At 72.7% G+C, this 19,063-nt stretch carries 12 protein-coding genes; 7 read left to right on the top strand and 5 right to left on the bottom strand.

Annotation, left to right across the window (positions count from 1 at the left end):
• Positions 1–33: 33 nt before the first annotated feature.
• The gene (locus tag OG439_RS18845) at positions 34–615 is read right to left on the bottom strand and encodes a TetR/AcrR family transcriptional regulator (RefSeq protein WP_326950660.1); all 582 of its coding nucleotides are present in this window, start codon (positions 613–615) and stop codon (positions 34–36) included.
• A gap of 105 nt (positions 616–720) precedes the next feature.
• On the opposite strand from OG439_RS18845, the gene OG439_RS18840 reads away from it, so the two are divergent.
• The 4 genes from OG439_RS18840 to OG439_RS18825 all read left to right on the top strand — a co-directional run bounded on the left by OG439_RS18840 (position 721) and on the right by OG439_RS18825 (position 4,445).
• Positions 721–1,671, top strand: coding sequence for an alpha/beta hydrolase (locus OG439_RS18840; protein WP_326950659.1), 951 nt, complete (start codon positions 721–723; stop codon positions 1,669–1,671).
• Positions 1,672–1,696: 25 nt separating this feature from the next.
• A complete protein-coding gene (locus OG439_RS18835) occupies positions 1,697–2,164 on the top strand; it encodes a cupin domain-containing protein (protein WP_326950658.1) in 468 nt (155 codons plus the stop codon).
• A 185-nt stretch (positions 2,165–2,349) separates the two neighbouring features.
• The gene (locus tag OG439_RS18830; protein ID WP_326950657.1) at positions 2,350–3,669 is read left to right on the top strand and encodes a GH25 family lysozyme; all 1,320 of its coding nucleotides are present in this window, start codon (positions 2,350–2,352) and stop codon (positions 3,667–3,669) included.
• Positions 3,670–3,716: 47 nt separating this feature from the next.
• Complete coding sequence (locus tag OG439_RS18825; RefSeq protein WP_247052953.1) at positions 3,717–4,445, top strand: D-Ala-D-Ala carboxypeptidase family metallohydrolase; 729 nt, start codon at positions 3,717–3,719, stop codon at positions 4,443–4,445.
• Positions 4,446–4,923: 478 nt separating this feature from the next.
• Here OG439_RS18825 and OG439_RS18820 read toward each other — a convergent pair whose 3' ends face one another.
• Positions 4,924–5,913 (bottom strand): helix-turn-helix domain-containing protein, encoded by a 990-nt coding sequence (locus OG439_RS18820; RefSeq protein WP_326950656.1) that lies wholly within the window; start codon positions 5,911–5,913, stop codon positions 4,924–4,926.
• A 128-nt stretch (positions 5,914–6,041) separates the two neighbouring features.
• Positions 6,042–9,143, bottom strand: a complete 3,102-nt coding sequence (locus OG439_RS18815; RefSeq protein WP_326950655.1) for a GH92 family glycosyl hydrolase — start codon at positions 9,141–9,143, stop codon at positions 6,042–6,044.
• A gap of 234 nt (positions 9,144–9,377) precedes the next feature.
• On the opposite strand from OG439_RS18815, the gene OG439_RS18810 reads away from it, so the two are divergent.
• Positions 9,378–13,760 (top strand): glycoside hydrolase family 3 C-terminal domain-containing protein, encoded by a 4,383-nt coding sequence (locus OG439_RS18810; protein ID WP_326950654.1) that lies wholly within the window; start codon positions 9,378–9,380, stop codon positions 13,758–13,760.
• Positions 13,761–13,762: 2 nt separating this feature from the next.
• Here the strand turns inward: OG439_RS18810 and OG439_RS18805 are convergent, their stop codons facing one another.
• Positions 13,763–15,340 (bottom strand): long-chain-fatty-acid--CoA ligase, encoded by a 1,578-nt coding sequence (locus tag OG439_RS18805; RefSeq protein ID WP_326950653.1) that lies wholly within the window; start codon positions 15,338–15,340, stop codon positions 13,763–13,765.
• A gap of 215 nt (positions 15,341–15,555) precedes the next feature.
• On the opposite strand from OG439_RS18805, the gene ggt reads away from it, so the two are divergent.
• Entirely contained in the window at positions 15,556–17,346 is a 1,791-nt protein-coding gene (ggt, locus tag OG439_RS18800) for a gamma-glutamyltransferase (protein ID WP_326950652.1), read from the top strand.
• Positions 17,347–17,364: 18 nt separating this feature from the next.
• Here the strand turns inward: ggt and OG439_RS18795 are convergent, their stop codons facing one another.
• Positions 17,365–18,246, bottom strand: coding sequence for a helix-turn-helix domain-containing protein (locus OG439_RS18795; protein ID WP_326950651.1), 882 nt, complete (start codon positions 18,244–18,246; stop codon positions 17,365–17,367).
• 113 nt (positions 18,247–18,359) lie between these two features.
• Between OG439_RS18795 and OG439_RS18790 the strand changes: the two genes are divergently transcribed.
• On the top strand, positions 18,360–19,058 hold the full coding sequence (locus tag OG439_RS18790) for an SDR family NAD(P)-dependent oxidoreductase (RefSeq protein ID WP_326950650.1): 699 nt from the start codon (positions 18,360–18,362) through the stop codon (positions 19,056–19,058).
• The last annotated feature ends 5 nt before the right edge of the window (positions 19,059–19,063 follow it).

The raw sequence follows: 19,063 nt of genomic DNA, 5'->3' as shown, positions 1-19,063 counted from the left end.
GCCGGAGACGTCAACGGCGTGATCTTCCGACGGTCAGAGGTTCCGGAGCCCGGCGACGTAGATGTCGGCTTGGCGGCGGGCCGTGGGTTTCCAGCCCGGGACGTCGGGCAGGCCTTGCGCCAGCAGCGCGCCGAAACCGACGATGTCGGCTCTGGTCACGTCGGGCCGGATCGTGCCGTCGTCCTGTCCCCGTTCGAGGATCGAGCCCAGCGTCCGGTGGGCATCGTTGCGGAGCGCGACGGTGGCCTGGTCGCCGGGTGCCGGGCCGCCGTGCATCGGCAGCACGAGGTCCCGCCCGTGCTCGATGGTCCGCTCGAGGAAGAAGCGAATCCCCTCGAGCGCCGGTCCGTCGAGGGCCGCGGCCCGGCGGGCGGTGTCCAGCACGAGCTGGAAGGACCGGTGCGTCAACGCGCCGAGCAGTGCTTCCCGCGAGGGGTAGTGGCGGTACACCGTCCCGACGCCGACCCCGGCGTCCGCCGCGATGGTGGCCATCGGGACCGCGGTCCCTTCCCGGCGGACCGCGACGGCGGCGGCCGCCAGGACCCGGTCGCGGTTGTCGGCCGCGTCCCGTCGTGGCCCCCGGCGCCGGACGACCTTGTCCTGTTCTTCGGTCACGGCACCGATCATCGCAGCTCGACGGTCCGGGGGCGCCGTTGACAGGTGGTTAGACGGACGATAGCGTCCGTTTAAGGCGCACGAGTGCCGGGAAGAAGGACCTCCGTGACGTTCACTGTCGACCCTCAGGTCGCCGCGATCCTGGCGCCGATGGCCGAAGCCATGGCCGACGCACCGCACCCCGCCGTGGGTGACGTCGCCACCCGGCGGGTCGCGCTGGAAGCGATGATGGCGCAGACCGCGGCGCTGCAGCCCACTCCGGCCGACGTGACGGCCACCGACTTCCACGCGGTCGCCGCGGATGGCGCGAAGGTGCTGCTGCGCTGGTACGCCAAGGACGGCGCCGCCCCGGGCCCGGCCGCGTTGTACCTGCACGGCGGCGGGATGATCCTGGGCAGCGTCGCGCTCTACGACGCGCCGATCGCCCGGTACGTGTCCGCGAGCGGGGTGCCGATGCTGGCCGTCGACTACCGGCTCGCCCCCGAACACCCCGATCCCACCCCGATCGAGGACGTTTACACCGGGCTGCGGTGGCTGCACGAGCACGCCGCCGAGCTCGGCGTCGACCCGGCCCGGATCGCCGTGATGGGCGACAGCGCCGGTGGCGGCCTGGCCGCCGGGGTGACGCTGCTGGCCCGCGACCGCGGCGGACCGGCGGTGGCGCGCCAGATCCTCGTCTTCCCGATGCTCGACGACCGCACGACGACGCCGGACCCGGAGCTGGTCCCGTTCGCGACGTGGAATTACGAGGACAACGCCACAGGGTGGACAGCGCTGCTCGGTGACCGGGCGGGCGGCCCCGACGTCTCGCCGTACGCCGCCGCGGCGCGGGCCGCCGACCTTTCGGGTCTGCCGCCGACGTACATCGAGGTCGGCCAGCTCGACATCTTCCGCGACGAGGACCTCGGCTACGCCCGGCGGCTCGGCGCGGCCGGGGTCGACGTGGAGTTCCACCTGCACCCCGGGGTGCCGCACGAGTTCGAGACCTTCGCCTGGGACACCGACGTCGCCCGCCGCGCGGTCGCCGATCGCCTGCGTGTCCTCGGTTCCCTCTGACCGTCCCTTCGAACGGAGCCACCCGATGAGCATGGCCTACCTCGCCCAGCCCGATCAGCAGCAGAAACTGGAGTGGCTCGACGGCGGCACGCTGTCGATCCTGCTCGACAGCGCGGCCACCGACGGCCAGCTGATGGTCGGCCGGTTCGACGTCGAGAAGGGTGAAGCGCCGCCGTTCCACCTGCACACCCGGGAAGACGAGGTGTTCATGCTCATCAAGGGCACCGCGCTGGTGTGGGTGGGGGAGGAGGAGATGGAGCTGGCGGAGGGCGGCATCGTCTTCCTGCCCAAGAACATCCCGCACGCCTACCGCATCACGTCCGCGAAGGCCGACCTGCTGGTGATCAACACCCCGGCGGGCATCGAGGGCATGTTCCGCCACGCCGGCCGCGACCGCGCCGAGCCCCGGCCCGACGGTTTCGAGATCTCCCCGGACCGGATGGCGGAGGCGGCCGAGAAGTTCGGGAACGTCATCGTCGGCCCGCCGCGCTGACGTCGATCCGCCGCCGACCGGCACCGTGATCCGGACCGACCCGGGCCGCCGGGGCCGGGACGGCGTCCCAGCGGTGTCCCACGGGGGTGGCGTTCCCGCTGGTCCGGTGGGGTGGGACTGTCCCGGCGTCCCGAGTCGGTCGCTGACCGCGACCGGCGGGGGCGGGCACTGCCAGCCTGCTCGCCATGCAAAGACTCGCTCTGGTCGTCGCGGTGCTGCTGGTGTTCCCCGCCGCGGCCGCTGCCACAGTCGCGGCCGAACCCGTTGCGGTGTGCGGGCACACCACCGCCCAGCCGACCTTGCAGCAAGGGTCGACCGGCACCGAGGTCGCCGAGGCGCAGTGCGAACTGAACCTGGCGACCAAGACGAGCAAGTACACGCCCATCGGCGCGGACGGCTCCTTCGGCGCGGCCACCGACGCCCGGGTGCGCGTATTCCAGCGGTGCGCCGCGCTGAGCGTGGACGGCCAGATCGGGCCGAACACCTGGACCGCGCTGAACTCGTGGGCCGCGCGGCCGAAGAAGTGCGCCACCCAGGGCACGGCGGACGCCGCGCAGAGCGTGGTGTGCGGCCTCTCCACGGCCCGCCCGACCCTGCAGAGCGGTTCCACCGGCACGGACGTCAAGGAGCTCCAGTGCCGGCTGAACCTCGCCATGGAGCCGGGGCACTACCCGCCGCTGACGGTGGACGGCAACTTCGGTGACGGCACCCGCAACCGGGTGATCCAGTTCCAGCACTGCGTCAACGCCAGCGCCGACGGCGTCGCCGGGCCCACCACGTGGGCGAAGGTGGCCGACTGGTCAAGCCGCAACGCCTACTGCGTGCCGCCGAAGCCCGCGGGACGCCCGATCGACGGCGTCGACACGGCGAAGTACCAGCACCCCGGCGGCGCCCCGATCAACTGGGCCGCGGTGAAGGCGTCCGGTGTCGAGTTCGCGACCGTCAAGGCGACCCGCGGCCTGAACACCACCGACGAGTACCTGGCCACGGACCTGCCCGCCGCCCGCACCGCCGGCCTGGCCGTCGGGCCGTACCACTTCTACACGGGCACCACGGCCGGCACCGGCGGCGCGCAGGCGGACCGGTTCATCGCCGCGGTGCGGGCCACCGGGTACACCGGCAAGCGCGCCGGTGATCTGCCGCCCGTGTTCGACCTGGAGTGGAAGGACGACGGCTCCGGCGGCTGCCCGCCGTACGTCACCGTCGCCGACGCGAAGGCGTGGCTGGACAAGGTCCAGGCGGCGTTCGGGCGGACCCCGATCATCTACACCCAGAAGTCGTTCCTGGACGCCTGCCTGGGCGGCACCACGGCGTTCGCGGCCTATCCGATGCAGCTCGCCGACTACCGCCAGTCGGTCACGCAGCCGTCGCTGCCCGCCGGGTCGAGCACCTGGCTGATGTGGCAGTACACCGACGCGGCCATCCCCGACGGCATCCCCGCGCCGGCGACCGGCGACGTCTTCAACGGCACCCAGGCCGATCTCGACCAGCTCGCCAACCGCTGAATCCCGCCCGAGAATCCCGCTAGGAAAGGACGAGAATGAGTCTCCCCATGAGCCGTCGCACGCTGCTGCGCAGCGCGGCGGTGATCGGCACCGCCGTCGCGGTCAGCCCGCTCCTGCTGCCGGGCATCGCCCAGGCGTACCCGTGGTCCCGCACCCTGGCCGAGGGCAGCACCGGCGCCGACGTCACCGAACTGCAGATCCGGGTGGCGGGCTGGGCGGCCGACTCGGCGAGCCACAGCCGGGTCTCGATCGACGGCGAGTTCGGCCCCGGCACGGCCGCGGCGGTCCGCCGCTTCCAGGCGGCCTACGGCCTGGGTGCCGACGGCGAGGCCGGCCCGGCCACCCAGAGCGCGCTCAACGCGCTGGAGCAGAGCGACGGGTCCACCGCGCACTTCAACTTCAGCGAGTTCACCGACCGGGTGAGCGGCACCTTCAACGGCGGCAAGGTCAGCGCGGCCACCGCCAAGGAGAACGCCCGCCGCTGCATGTACAAGCTGGAGGCGGTGCGCAAGAAGCTCGGGAACAAGCCGATCACCGTGAACTCCGGCTTCCGCAGCATCGCGCACAACGCCGAGATCGGCGGCGCCAGCGACAGCATGCACATGTACGGCACCGCGGCCGACCTGGACGTGCCGGGCGTGGCGAACAAGACCGTCTACCAGAAGGCCGAGACCAGCGGGTTCTCTGGCCTGGAGACCTACAACACCGACCACCAGCACGTGGACAGCCGGGCCGACCTCGGTCGCGCGTGGTGGTGGGAGAACGGGACGGTCTGACCGGCGCTGGGGGTCTGACGCCGGGAACCCCTCTCCCCGGGGGTTTCCGGCGTCAGGATCTTGTGCTCGGGCAGCCCGCCAAGCCGTGCCCCGGGCGGCTCGGCGGGAATTTCGGCGTGCCGCGCGTCGACCTCGTCCGGGCTGAGCGGCTCACCGTGGTGGGGCGGACCACCGTCCGGGTCGTGGTGGCCGTTTCGTGCGGACGGTGTTCACGCGGACCGCTTTCGTGCGGACCGTGGCTTTCGGGACTGTGCGGACCGCCGGGGCCGGTGTGCCCGGGATCGCCCGGCCGGGTGCCGGGGGTGTGGCCGCCGGGGCGGGTGTCGGGACCGTGGGTGCCGGGCCCGAAGCCGCGAGCCGCCGGCGCGGGTGCGTCCGGCGTGCGCGGACACGGGGTGTCACCCGGCCGCCCTTCGGGGAGATCGCGGCCGGGCCGTGACCCGGGCGGCTCGGCGGGAACGAGCACCGGCGCCCGCGTTCAGTGCGACCGCGGGTCCTGGAGGGCCGCCGAGCAGGAGGGCCAGTCGCGGAAGTCGTGGTGGGCGCTCCACAAGCGGTGCGCCGCGTCGATGTTCCAGACCGGGTCGAACGCCTGCCGCGGCGTGCCGCCCAGGTCCAGCAGGCGGGCGTCGGAGATCTGGAAGATCCCCCAGTTGCGGCTGCCGTTCGTGTTCGGCAGCACCCACAGCGGATCGAGGAACGAGGCGCAGCGGGCGATCGCGACCGCGGTGTCCGGCGCCTCGGTGAACACGGCCCGGATCCGCTGCTCCACCAGCGGCCCCGGCCAGGCCGCCAGGCTGGTCCGGCGGTCGTACAGCGCGTTCTTGGTGGCCTCGTCGACGACGCCGCGCGCGGGCAGGCCGGCCATGACCTGGAACGCGGTGACCCGGCGCAGCGTCTCCGGGCCGAACGAGCCGTCGACCGAGAGCCGCCCCTGGGCCGCGACCAGCAGGTTCTGCACCTCGGTGACGCACTCGTCGTGCTGGCCCATGCTCACCGGCGGCTGACAGGCCGGCGAGAAGAGCACCCGGTCGGCGTACCGGCCGGGGGGCGGCTCGGACCCGTCGGCGGTGACCCAGACCAGGCCGCCCGCCAGCAGGATCATGATCGCGATGGCCAGGGCCGCGTACCCGCGTCTGCGTCGCGGTGTGACGTCCGCAGCGGGGGCCGGCGTCGCGGTCGCGGGGACGACCGGCGCCTCGGCGTGCCCCTCCTCGACCCGGCCGGCGTCGGCCAGGGCCCACAGCTGGTGCAGCTCGCGCAGTTCCTCCGCGGACGCGCCGCAGACCTTGGCGAACGAGTGGACCACGCGGTAGTCGGCGGGCACGCTCTGGCCCGAGCAGTACCGGTGCAGGCTGGAGCCGCTGGCCCCGGCCCGCCGGCCGAGACGTTCGTATCCCTGCCCGCTGCGGTCCTTCAACATGCGCAGGTAGGCAGCGAACTTGTCCACGTGCAGGGTCACGGTCACTGGTACACCTCGCTCGGGCGAATGACGGACGGAAGCTAGCACCGTCCCGCCGGAAGCCGGGCGGAAATTCACGGATTGGGCCACTCGGCGGCTCACGGTCCGGCCATGTGGTGGTCACCGCCCGGGGCTCAGTCCCCGGGACAGAGGTGCAGCGCCAGGACGTTCCCGCCGGACACGCGGACGTGGACCCGGGCGATGCCGAACCCGGGACCGGTGGCGACGCGGAAGTCGGCGCCGGCGTTCTCCCGGTTGCCGAACCCCGCGTCGGGCAGGGTGAAGGTCGCCGTCTTCCAGGTGCCGGTGTTCGTGTTCGTCACCGAGGCGCTGCCCTTATACGGCTCCCCGGTCGAGTCGTACTGCACGTTCCACGTCCCGGTGCCCTGGTCGAAGTAGTCGACGTCGATCGTGGCCGTGTAGGCGGAGCCGCCCGGTACAAGGTCGTTCGTGACCCCGAAGTACAGGTAGCCGTTCACCGTGGTGCGGGCCGGGCGGCCCGCGACGGTGCCCGCTTCGGAGCGGCCGTCGTCGTTGTCGAGCCGCTGCAGGCCGCACTCGGTGTCGGTGGCGCCGAGGGTGTCGCACACGGTCGCCGCGCCGTCGGCCGCGGGCACCGTCACGCCGATCGTGCTCCCCGGCAGCGCCTTTCCGGTGGAATCGGCGAAGCTCACCGGCACGGGGTGGCTGCCCTGCGCCGCATCGGCGGTGACCGCGACGGTGACCGCCTGGCTCGTCCCGGGGCGCAGCACGCCCGACGACGGCGTCACGGTGATGCCCGCCGGGGGGTTCGCCGTCCAGCGCACGGGACCGGCGCGGCCCCCGGCGTCGACCACGCCGACGGTCGCCGGGAACGACGTGCCCTGGCCCGTGACCACCCCGCCGCTCGGGCTGGTGTAGCCGATGGCGGGCGCCTGACGGTCCTGATAGGACGGTGGAGCGGCCCCGGCGGCCGTTGCCCAGGACGTGTTGGGCTGCGCCGAAAGCGCGAAGGTCAGCTTCGCGCCGGACCGCAGCGCCGTGTCCGGCAGGACCGTCTTGTCCCACCGCTTGCCGTCGAGGGTCAGACCGGTGACGTAGGGGTGGTCGTCGGCCGCGGCGGGGGCATCGATCGTGATCGCGCGGCCGTTCGCCAGGTGGATCACGGCCTTCGGGAACAGCGGGCTGGCGAACGCGAGGTCGGTCGTGCCCGGCGTCACCGGGTAGAGCCCGAGCGCGGCCCACACGTACCAGGACGACTGCGCGCCCAGGTCGTCGTTGCCGGGCTCGCCGTCCGGGGTCGCGGAGAACAGCTGGGTTTCGATGCGGCGGACGACCTCCTGGGTCTTCCAGGGCTGCCCGGTGTAGTCGTAGAGCCAGGGCGTGGCGAAGTCGATCTCGTTGCCGGACCACTGGTTCGGCAGGTTCGGCCCGGCGTTGAGCAGCCGGAAGAACGCGTCGGCCCGCTGGTTGACGGCGTCGCGGCCGCCCATGGCCGTGATCAGCCCGGCCATGTTCTGCGGGACGAGGTAGTTGTACTGCGCGGCGTTGCCCTCGTCGAAGCCGTCCTGGCCGAACTGGCCGGGTGGCGGCGCGACGAACCCGGGCCCGGTGGGGAAGGCGCCGGTGCTGTCCTTAGGCCGCAGGTAGCCGGTGCCGCCGTCGAAGACGTTCTGCCAGTTCTGCCCGCGCGCCGCGAACGCGCCGGCCGTGTCGCCCCGGCCGAGTGCGCCGGCGAACCGCGAGATCGCGAAGTCGTCGATCGCGTACTCGAGGGTCTGCGACGCGCCTTCGCGCACGTGCCCCAGTTCGGCCCGGTCGTTGGGCACGTAGCCGTAGGCCTGGTAGTCGGCGACGCCTTGGCGTTCGAGGTAGGGGAACCCGGCCGGGGCCGGTGTCGTCGCGCCCTTCAGCAGGTACGTCAGCGCGGTGCCGGTGTCGAAGTCCCGGGCGCCGAAGGCGTGCAGCGACGCGAGGAACGGGACGACGTTGTCGCCGTTCATCACGCCGGACTCCCCGTTCATCACGGGCCACTTCGGCAGCCAGCCGAACTGCTCGGCGTCGTTCACCAGCGACTGGGCGAGGTCGCTGCCGACGTCCGGCAGCAGCAACGCCTGCAGCGCGGCGAGGCAGCGATACGTGTCCCACAGCGAGAAGTTGGCGTACTGGACGCGCTGGTGGCCGCTCACCGCGTGGACCTTCGCATCGAAGCCGAGGTAGCGGCCGTCGACGTCGCTGAACGTCGTCGGGTACAGCAGCGAGTGGTAGAGCGCGGTGTAGAACGTCCGCAGCCGAGCGTCCGTGCCGCCGCCGACCTGGATGCGCGCGAGGACGTCGTCCCACTGCGTGCGCGCGGCGGCTTGGACCGGGCCGGGGTCCCAGCCGGGGATCTCGGCCATGTTCCGCTGGGCACCGGCGGTGTCGACGAAGGAGATCGCGACTTTCGCGTGGACCGTCCGGTTCGTCCGCGTGTCGAACGTCAGGTAGCCGCCCGAGTGCGGGCCGGAGACGTCGATCGACGAGCCCGGTGCGCCGACCGTCGTGCCGTCCCAGCCACCCGCCGTCGTGAACGGGCGGTCGAACCGCACCGAGAAGTAGATCGTGTACTTGTTCTGCTTGCCGCAGAAGTCCCCGGTGGTGGCCGAGCCGGTCACCTCGCGGTCGCCGACCGTCCGCAGACCGGCGGCCTGGTTGCCGTTGAGGCTGGCGCCCGCCTTGACGAGCACCTGCGCCTGGTCACTGGCGGGGAAGGTGAACGCGGCGAGGCCCGTGCGGGTCGTGGAGCTCAGGTCGACGCGCACGTCCGAGTCGGCCAGCGTCACGCTGTAGGCCCCGGCTCGGGCCGTCTCGGTGCTGTGGGAGAACGTCTCGGCGCGGTTCCACGGCGCGGCGCCGACGTCACCCACCACCGGCAGGATCGGCACGTCGCCGAACTGCCGGCAGCCGACGGAGGCGTGCGTGAGGCTGAAGCCGCTGATCTGCGTGCTGTCGTAGGAATAACCGGCGTACGCGCCGGGGGTGTCCGGGCTCCACTGGAGCATGCCGAACGGCACCGCCGGGCCGGGGAAGTTGTTGATCTGCCCGACTTCCGCGCCGCCGGTGCCCGTCCCGATCATCGGGTCGACGTACTGCGCGGGATGCGTCACGAGCGGCACCGCCACGGTGGCCGCGGTGGCCGGCGTGGCGACGCCGAGCGCGAGCAGGATCGCGGCGGGGAGCCCTTTCCACGACGCTTTCCGGGACGGGGATCGGCGCACGGCAAGCCTCCGGAATCGTCGGCATCGCGGTCAGGCGGCGCCTCGAAGTGTCGGCATTTCTCCCATATCTGTCAATACCGCTCACGCCGTAGGGAGCTTGCTGAAACTTTACGTCTTGTCCTGTTCCGGTTTTGCGTCGAACAAAGGGGACAAGATCGCGTTCCGCCCTTGACTTTCCGTGCTGAACGGCGGAAGTGTGGCTTCTCGCGTCGGTCCGCCCCTGGAGGTTTTCCCATGGCCCACACGCGTCCCGCCCACCGGTACACGGCTTTCGCCGTCGCCGCGCTGAGCGGAATCGCCGTCACCGCTGCCGTGGTCACCGATGCGGCCGTCGCGGCTCCCGCGCCCGGCACGCCGATTTACCGGGACACCCATTACAGCTTCGCCGAACGCGCCGCCGATCTGGTTTCGCGCATGACGCTGCCGGAAAAGGTGCAGCAGCTGCACACGAACAACGCGCCCGCGATTCCGCGGCTCGGCGTGCAGCAGTACACCTACTGGAGCGAAGGGCAGCACGGCCTGAACCGGCTCGGCGGCGACGCCGGCGCGGGCGGCCAGGGCGACGTGGACGACGTGCACGCGACGAGCTTCCCGGTGAACTTCGCCGCGACGATGTCGTGGGACCCGGCGCTGACCTACGCCGAGACGACGGCGATCTCCGACGAGGCCCGCGGCTTCCTGGACAAGTCGCTGTTCGGGACCGGGCAGAACAACATCGGCCCGAACGTCGGCGAGTACGGCGACCTCACCTATTGGGCGCCCACGGTCAACCTCGACCGCGACCCGCGCTGGGGCCGCACCGACGAGGCGTTCGGCGAGGACCCGTACCTCGTCGGGAAGATGGCAGGCGCGTTCGTCGACGGTTACCAGGGTTACACGCTCGACGGCACGCCGATGACGCCGTACCTCAAGGTGGCCGCCACGGCCAAGCACTACGCGCTCAACAACGTCGAGGACGACCGGCTCTCCGGCGACTCGCCGACCACCGAGGCCGACCTGCACCAGTATTACCTCAGACAGTTCCAGAAGCTCGTCGAGGACGACCACGTCAGCGGGCTGATGACGTCGTACAACGCGATCGACGGCACGCCCGGCGCGGTCAACACCTACCTGGTGAACCAGCTGGCCCAGCGCACCTTCGGCTTCGACGGCTACACGACGTCGGACTGCGACGCGATCGCCACGGCGTGGCAGCCGCCGCCGGGCGGACACCTGTGGGCCGCGCCGGGCTGGCGCGCTTCCGTCGCGGGTGCGCAGGTGATCTGGACGAACACCACGACCGGCGCGACGATCCCGGCCGCGGCCGGCGCCGAGGCGTACGGCCTGCGTGCCGGGACGCAGCTCAACTGCACGGGCGACCAGGCGACGCTCACGAACATCCAGGCCGCCATCGACGCGGGGATCCTGTCCGAAGGCGTGCTCGACGCCGGTCTCGTCCGGCTGTTCACCACGCGCATGGCCACCGGCGAGTTCGACCCGGCCGACCGGGTCGGCTACACGAAGATCGGCAAGTCCGTCATCGAAAGCCCGGCGCACCAGGCCCTCGCGACGAAGGTCGCCGACAACTCCATGGTGCTGCTGAAGAACGCGCCGCTGCCGGGTGGTGCTCCGCTGCTGCCGGCCGACCCGGCGAAGACCGCGAAGGTCGTCGTCCTCGGCGACCTGGCGAACACGGTGACACTCGGCGGTTACAGCGGCCAGCCGACCCACACCGTCAACGCCGTGCAGGGCATCCGGGCCGCGCTGCCGAACGCGTCCGTCGTCTTCGACGCGGCGGGGACGTCGACCACGGCGACGACGCCCGCGGTGCTGAGCGAGGCGACCAAGGCGGCCGTCCGGGCCGCCGACCTGGTCGTGATCGCCGCCGGCACGGACCGCGCGACGGCGGGGGAGGGCCACGACCGCGCGTCGCTCGCGCTGCCGGGCAACTACACGTCGCTGATCGACCAGGTCAGCGCGCTGGGCAACCCGCGGACCGCGCTCGCGCTGCAGACCCTCGGGCCGGTCGCGCTGGGCGACATCGAGGCGAAGGTGCCGGCGATCCTGTTCAGCGGTTACAACGGGCAGAGCCAGGGCACCGCGCTCGCCGACGTCCTGTTCGGCGCCCAGAACCCGGACGGGCACCTGGACTTCACGTGGTACCAAGGCGACGCGCAGCTGCCGGACGTGCACGACTACGGGCTGAGCGCCGCCGCGACCGGCGGGCTGGGGCGCACCTACCAGTACTTCACCGGCGCGCCGACCCGCCCGTTCGGCTACGGGCTGAGCTACAGCACCTTCCGGTTCTCCCGCGTCGCCGCCGACCACCAGGCGGTGTCCGCCGACGGCACGGTGAACGTCAGCCTTGATGTGACGAACACCGGACAGCGCCCGGGAACCACCGTCGCGCAGCTGTACGTGGCCACGCCCGGCGCGGGCACCGGTGACGAGCCGCTGCAGCGCCTCGCCGGGTTCCGCAAGACGCAGTCGCTCGCCCCGGGCCAGACCCAGCACCTCGTGCTGCCGGTGCGCGTCCGCGACCTCGCGCTGTGGGACACCGCGCACTCGCGTGAGACGGTCGCGGACGGCACCTACCAGTTCCGGGTGGGCACCGACGCGGCGACGATCGTGGCCCGCAAGGACGTTCAGGTGACCGGGACGCCGAAGCCGCGCGTGAAGACGGTGACCGTGCAGCCCGAGGCCGTCGTGTACCACCCCGGGCAGAGCCTCGACCTGACGGGCGCGAACCGGTGGCTGGCCGACGACACGAACCCGGCCGAGCAGCCGGACCGCGACCTGGGCATCGTCGCGGACGACGTCGTCGAAGCGGTGAACGACGATCAGTCCTTTGTGGATCTCGCCCATGCTCATGTCGCGTACCAGAGCAGCAATCCGGACGTCGCGAGCGTCGACGGCAAGGGGATCGTGCACACGATCAAGGACGGCGTCGCGACGATCACCGCGACCGTGAACGGCGTCTCCGGGTCGGCGCCGATCGTCGTCACGGGCACGCTGACGAGCACGGTGCCGGCGTTCCTGGCGGCGGGCGAGCAGGGCACGGCGACGGCGACGTTCGTCAACGGCAGCACCAAGGACGTCCGGGGGCTCGCCGTGGCGATCGCTCTCCCGGCAGGCTGGACCGCCACGCCGTCGACCCCGGCCGGCTCCGGCCGCGTCCCGGCGGGCGCGTCGGTCACGGTGAAGTGGACCGTCACGGCCGAGGCCGACGCCCAGCCCGGCACCTACCCGATCGGCTTCACCGCGACGTCCAGCGCCGGGACGTTCACCTCCAGCGGCGACGTCAAGGTGCCGTACGGCTCGGTGGCGGCCGCTTACAACAACTCCGGGATCAGCGACGACGGCCTGCCCGCCGCCGGCGCGTTCGACGGCAGCGGCCTGAACTACTCGGCCCAGGCGCTGGCCGCCGCCGGCTTCGCGCCGGGACAGCCCGTCACCGCGGGCGGGATCACCTTCGCGTGGCCGCGGCCGAACGTCCCCGACAACGTCATCGCGGCCGGTCAGGTGCTGCCGGTCAGCGGTTCGGGCCGGCTGCTCGGGTTCCTCGGCGCCAGCGCCTTCGGCAGCACGTCCGCGCCGGGCACCGTCGTCTACACCGACGGCAGCACGCAGAGCTACACGCTGTCCTTCGCCGACTGGTGGTCGGGCAGCGCGTCGCCGGGGACGTCGATCGCGGCCACGACGCCGTACATCAACGTCGGGCCGGACAGCGCGCGCCAGAACCAGAACGTGCACGTCTACCTGGCCTGGACGACGCTGGACCCGGCGAAGACGGTCCGGTACGTGGTCCTGCCCGACAGCGCGCCGGGCCAGGCGGCGGGCAGCCCGGCCACGCACGTCTTCGCCGTCGGCGTCGGGCAGCCGGCCGGCGGGGCCGCGATCGTCGGCGACTCGTTCGGCGACCCGGACAGCGCGCACGGCGCGAGCGTCCGGGACGGCGACGACGGCCGGACGATCCCGGTGACCGCGGGCGGGCTGCCCGCTCGCACGACGACGGGTGCCGCGTCGCCGTTCGTCTACCTGGACCTCGACGACGGCGTCGTCCCGGGCGGTAGCTACCAGGCCACCGCGTACGTCAGCTATTTCGACCGGGGTACCGGCAGCTGGAACATCCAGTACGACTCGGGCGCCGACGTGCCGAACAACGCCTACCGCGAGTCGGCGGCCGTGACCGGGGAGGACACGGGTACCTGGCGGACCGCGGTCGTCCCGCTGCCCGACGCCGCGTTCGCGAACCGCGAGAACAACCACTCGGACCTGCGGCTGAACATCGGGACGGGCGGGCTGGCGATCGGCCGGATCGCGGTGACCGTCACCGGCGGCGACGTCGTCCCGATCCAGCTGACGTCGGCGGAGCCGACGGCTCCGGTGGTGTCCCAGCAGCCCCAGGACGCGACCGCCGCACCGGACGCCACGTTCACGGCCTACGCCGTCGGCGACCCGGCCCCGCTGGTGCGCTGGCAGCAGTGGCTGCCCGGTGGCGAGTGGGCCGACGTCCCGGCGGCGACGTCACCGACACTCACGGTGAGCGGCGCGGCCGACGGCACGCAGTATCGAGCCGTGTTCACCAACCTGGCCGGCAGCACGACAAGTGACCCGGCCACCCTGCACGTCGGCTGACCTCACACGGAATTGTCCACGGTGGACAGTGCGGCGTAGGCGATGTCCCGCCCGGCACGCTCCCAGATGACGTCGGGGCCGGTCAGACCCTCGGCGGACAGCTGCCGCTTGACGACCTTGAACGTCGACGTCCGCGGCAGCTCCCGGACGGTGCGCACGTACCGGGGCACCTGTTTGGGCCCGAGATCGGGCTGGCCGGCGAGGAAACGGCCGAACCCGGCGGGGTCCAGGGGCGTGTCGCCGAGGACGATCGCGGCCATCACCTGGTCCCCGGTCACCGGGTCGGGCACCGCGTAGACGGCGGCGTCGGTGATCGCGGGGTGCCGCAGCAGGATGCGCTCGATCGGCGCGGTGCCGAGGTTCTCCCCGTCGACGCGGAGCCAGTCGCCGAGCCGCCCGGCGAAGAAGCAGAACCCGGCGGCGTCGGCGTAGGCGAGGTCGCCGGTGTGGAACCGGCCGCCGCGCAGCCGCTCCGCGTCGGCTCCGGGGTCGCGGTAGTACCCGGCGAACCAGCCGGCGCCGGTGGTGTTGACCAGCTCGCCGACGGCGTCCCCGGCGTTGGTCAGCCGGCCGTCGGCGTCGAACTCGGCCGGTGGGCACGGCCGGCCGGTGTGCGGGTGCACGATGGCGACGTCCTCGGCCGGTCGGCCGAGGGAGCCGGCCGGGGTGTCGTCGGTGCGGGCGAAGCCCACGCCGCCTTCGGTGGAGCCGAACGCGTCGACGACCTTGCAGCCGAAGCGGTTCTCGAACGCGGCCAGGTCGGCGCTCGCGCCTTCGTTGCCGTAGACGAGACGCAGCGGGTTGTCCGCGTCGTCCGGCCGTGGCGGGGTGGCGACCACGTAGGACAGGGGCTTGCCCACGTAGCTGGCGTAGGTCGCGCCGAACTTCCGCACGTCGGGCAGGAAGCCGGATGCGGAGAACCGGCGGCGGAGCGCGATGCCCGCGCCCGCCGCGAGCCCGACCGACCAGCCGGCCATGATGGCGTTGGAGTGGAACATCGGCATCGTGACGTAGACCGTGTCCGTTGTGGACAGTCCGAAGCGCTGGGCGAGCATCGCGCCGGGAAACGCGATCTTGCCGTGGGTGCAGCGCACCGCCTTCGGGTCGCCGCTGGTGCCGGAGGTGAAGATCAGCATGAGCAGGTCGTCCGCCGACGCGGGGACGGGATCGAGCGGCGTGTCCGCCGACGGCCACGATTCCAGGTCCCGCACGCCGATCCCGCCGAGGTCCAGTCCCGCCAGCAGGGGCCGGTACTTGCGCTCGGTGACCACGAACTGGCAGTCGGCGAGCCGGATGTCGCGCGCGAGGGCCGCACCGCGGCGGGTGGGGTTGAGCCCGACCAGCACCGCCCCGGCGAACGCGCAGGCGCCCAGGAGGACGGAGAACGCCGGTACGTTGTCGGCCAGAATGCCGACATGGGGCGGTTTGTCCCGGTCCAGCGTCGCCCGGAGGTCGGTGGCGCGGCAGGCGGAAGCCCGGACGTGCTCGGCCCAGGTGTACGTCTCGTCCTCGAACCGCAGGCCCGGACGCTCGTCGGCGGCGCGGGCCAGCAGCAGTTCGGTCACGGTCGGGACGCCCATCCGCGCACCTCCAGGCACCGGTGATCAAAGTGAAACAGGTTCTACTTCTACCACGGTGACCGGTGCGGGGTCCACCGCCGCCGGGTACTCCGGGAATCACTAAGTCTTCCTCAAGCCCATTTTCTTTCCCCCGCACCGGTGTTAGACCTGCGGTGGTGCTTCCGGACAGCGTGGTCACCAGGGCGGTGGTCACTCGTCCCGGAGAAGGGACGCTCATGCGCACAGTCCGATCAGTCCTCACGGTCGGCGTCGTCACCACCCTGGTGCTGACCGGGGCCGCGGCGCCCGGTCAGGCCCAGCCCCAACCACCGAAACAGGCCGTGGCCGTGGGGTCCGGCGGGGCGGTCGTGTCCAACACCCCCGAGTCCACCCAGGCCGGGATCGACGTCCTGCGCCGGGGCGGTACCGCGGCCGACGCCGCCGTCGCCGTGGCCGCCACCCTCGGCGTCACCGACCCCTACGTCGCCGGGCTCGGCGGCGGGGGCTACTTCGTCTACTACGACGCCCACACGAAGAAGATCTCCACGATCGACGGCCGCGAGGCCACCCCCGCGGCCGACGGCCCGAAGATGTTCATCGACCCGGCCACCGGTCAGCCGTACCCGTTCGAAACCGCCGTCGAGAGCGGCCGGTCCGTCGGGGTGCCCGGCATGCTCGCGACGTGGCAGCGGGCGCTGGACAAGTGGGGCCGGTTCAGCCTGGCGGACAACCTGCGCCCCGCGGAACAGGTGGCGGACCGCGGGTTCGTCGTCGACCCGGCCTTCTCGAACCAGACCACCGAGGAAGCGGCCAAGCTGGGCCAGTTCAGCTCGAGCGCGAAGCTGTTCCTCCCGGGCGGCAAGGCACCGGCCGCCGGCTCGGTCTTCCGCAACCCCGACCTCGCCGCCACCTACCGGCAGATCGGCCGCGAAGGCATCGGCGCGTTCTACGGCGGTCCGGTCGGCCGGGACCTGGTGAACACCGTCCAGCACCTGCCGCTGGCGAAGAACGCCACCATCACGCCGATCCCCGGCCCGATGCAGCTGTCGGACCTGCGCGCCTACCGGGCGCTCGACGCCGCGCCGACGCACGTGAACTACCGGGGTTACGACGTCTACAGCATGGCCCCGTCCTCCAGCGGCGGCATCACCGTCGGCGAATCGCTGAACATCCTGCAGAACTTCGACCTCGGCAAGATGTCCACCGTCCAGGCCCTGCACCACTACCTGGAGGCCAGCCGGCTCGCCTTCGCCGACCGCAACCGCTACATCGGCGACGCGCGTTACGTCGACGTCCCCCAGCAGCAGCTGCTGTCGCGGTCGTTCGCGGCGACCCGGGCCTGCAAGATCGATCCGGCCCGGGCCGGGCAGAGCCCCGTCGCGCCGGGCGATCCGTACCACCCGCAGGGCTGCAAGACCGTCCCGGCGGCGTCGGCCGACGGCAACGAGAACCACACCAACCACTTCGTCGTCACCGACAAGCAGGGCAACGTCGTGTCCTACACGAACACGATCGAGCAGCAGGCCGGCAGCGGCATCACCGTGCCCGGCCGCGGTTTCGTGCTCAACAACGAGCTGACCGACTTCAACTTCGCACCCACCCAGGGCACCGCCCCCGACCCGAACCTCCCGGCGGCCGGCAAGCGGCCGCGCTCGAGCATGTCCCCGAGCATCGTGCTGCGCGACGGCAAGCCGTTCCTCGCCGTCGGCTCCCCGGGCGGCGCGACGATCATCACGACCGTCCTGCAGATCCTCGTCAACCGCATCGACCTGGGCATGAGCCTGCCGCAGGCGATCGCCGCCCCCCGCGCGTCCCAGCGCAACGCGGCGACGACGGACGCCGAGGCGGCGTTCATCGCGCAGCCGACCACGGCGGGGCTCGAGGCACTCGGCCAGAGCTTCACCGACGTCGGCGACATCGGCGTCGCGGCCGGGCTGGAGTTCCTGCCCCACGGCCGGGTCCTCGCGGCGGGCGAACCGGCCCGCCGTGACGGCGGCACGTCCGCGGCGGTCGTCTCCCGCCGGTGAGGTGCGCACCGGCCGGGTTCACCGCCCGGCCGGTGCGGCCCGCTCCCGAACCGGTGGCCCGGTGGCCGCGGCGAGGCGCAGCTTGGTCTCGGCGGGGCTGCCGGGGACGGCGGTCATAATGACGATCTTGAGCTCGGTGTCGCCGTCGCCCAGCACGTCGCAGTTCACCTCGATCGGTCCCACCGCGGGGTGGTCGATCGTCTTGTCGTCCTCGCGGTGGGCGGCCACGGCGCCGGTGGCCCACAGCCGCGCGAACCGCCGGTTGCCCGCGGTCAGCTCGCGGATCAGGCCGGCGAGGCGGGCGTCGTGCGGGAAGCGTCCGGTGGCGCGCCGCAGGTCGGCGACGACGGCGAGGTCGGTCGTGTCGCTGTCGAGCTCGGTCACCGGCCACTGGGCGAGGCAGGCGGGGCCCGCGCCGAGCGGGAACCGATCGCGGGCGAAGTTGCGCCGGCGGGGCTCCGCGGCCGACGGGTCACCCAGCAGCGCGGCCCAGCCGCGGTTCCACCAGACCAGCTGCCAGTCGGCCGCGAACACCGCGACCGCGACGTCGCCGAGCCGGGAGAGCACGCGGTGGACGCCGGGCGGGATGTGGTCGGAGATCGTGCCGCCGGCCGGCGGGGTGAGACCGGCGAGCCGGTACAGGTGGTCCCGTTCGGGCGTCGAGAGCTGCAGGGCCCGCGCGAGGGAGGCGACCACCTGCACCGACGGCGTGGTGGCCCGGCCCTGCTCCAGGCGCACGACGTAGTCGACCGACAGGCCGGCGAGGTCGGCGAGCTCCTCACGCCGCAGCCCGGCCGCGCGGCGGGCCCGGCCCACCGGCAGCGCCGCGGCCGACGGGGGCAGCCGATCCCGCCAGGTGCGGATCATCGCGCCCAGCCCGGTCCCGGGTGTCGTGGTCATGCTCCCATCTTCCCCGAGCACGGCCGCCGGACCCGGCTTCGAGGGTGGTACGGCTGTTCCTACCGTCGAGGCGTCCCTGGCCGGCCGCCCGCAGCGGGCCGAGGATCGACCGCATGACGATCACCTTCATCACCGGAGCGAACAAGGGTCTCGGCCGCGAGACCGCCCGCCGCCTCGTCGAGGCCGGCCACACCGTGCTGGCCGGCGCCCGCGACCCGGAGGCGGGCGCGCGCGCCGCCGCCGCGGTCGGCGCGCGGTTCGTGCTCATCGACGTGACCGACGACGCGTCCGTCGCCGCCGCGGCCGCCGACGTCGCCGCGCACGAGGGCGCGATCGACGTGCTGATCAACAACGCCGGCGTCCACGGCCCGGCCGGCGACCCCACCGGCCTGACCGGCGCCGACGCCCTCGGCGTCTTCGACGTCAACCTCGCCGGCGTCGTCCGCACGACCAGCGCGTTCCTGCCGCTGCTGCGCCGGTCGGCGGACCCGGTGATCATCAACGTCAGCAGCGGGATGGGCTCCCTCGCGCTCACCCACGACCCGGCGCGCGCCGAGTCCCGCGTCGTCGCCCCGCTCTACACCGCCTCGAAGGCGGCGCTCACGATGCTGACCACGCAGTACGCGAAAGCGTTTCCCGGCATCCGCGTCAACGCCGCCGATCCCGGTTACACGGCGACCGACCTCAACGGCCACAGCGGCCCGCAGACCGTCACCGAGGGCACCGACGCCATCGTCGGCCTGGCCACCGAGGAGCCCGGCGCCGGCTCCGGGCGGTTCGTCGCCCGGAGCGGCGAGATCGCCTGGTCCTGAGCCGG

This window comes from Amycolatopsis sp. NBC_01307 (assembly GCF_035975215.1).
Classification (GTDB): Bacteria; Actinomycetota; Actinomycetes; order Mycobacteriales; family Pseudonocardiaceae; genus Amycolatopsis.
The sequence above is the reverse complement of the archived record's forward strand: the minus strand, read 5'-3'. Positions and strand labels throughout refer to the sequence as shown.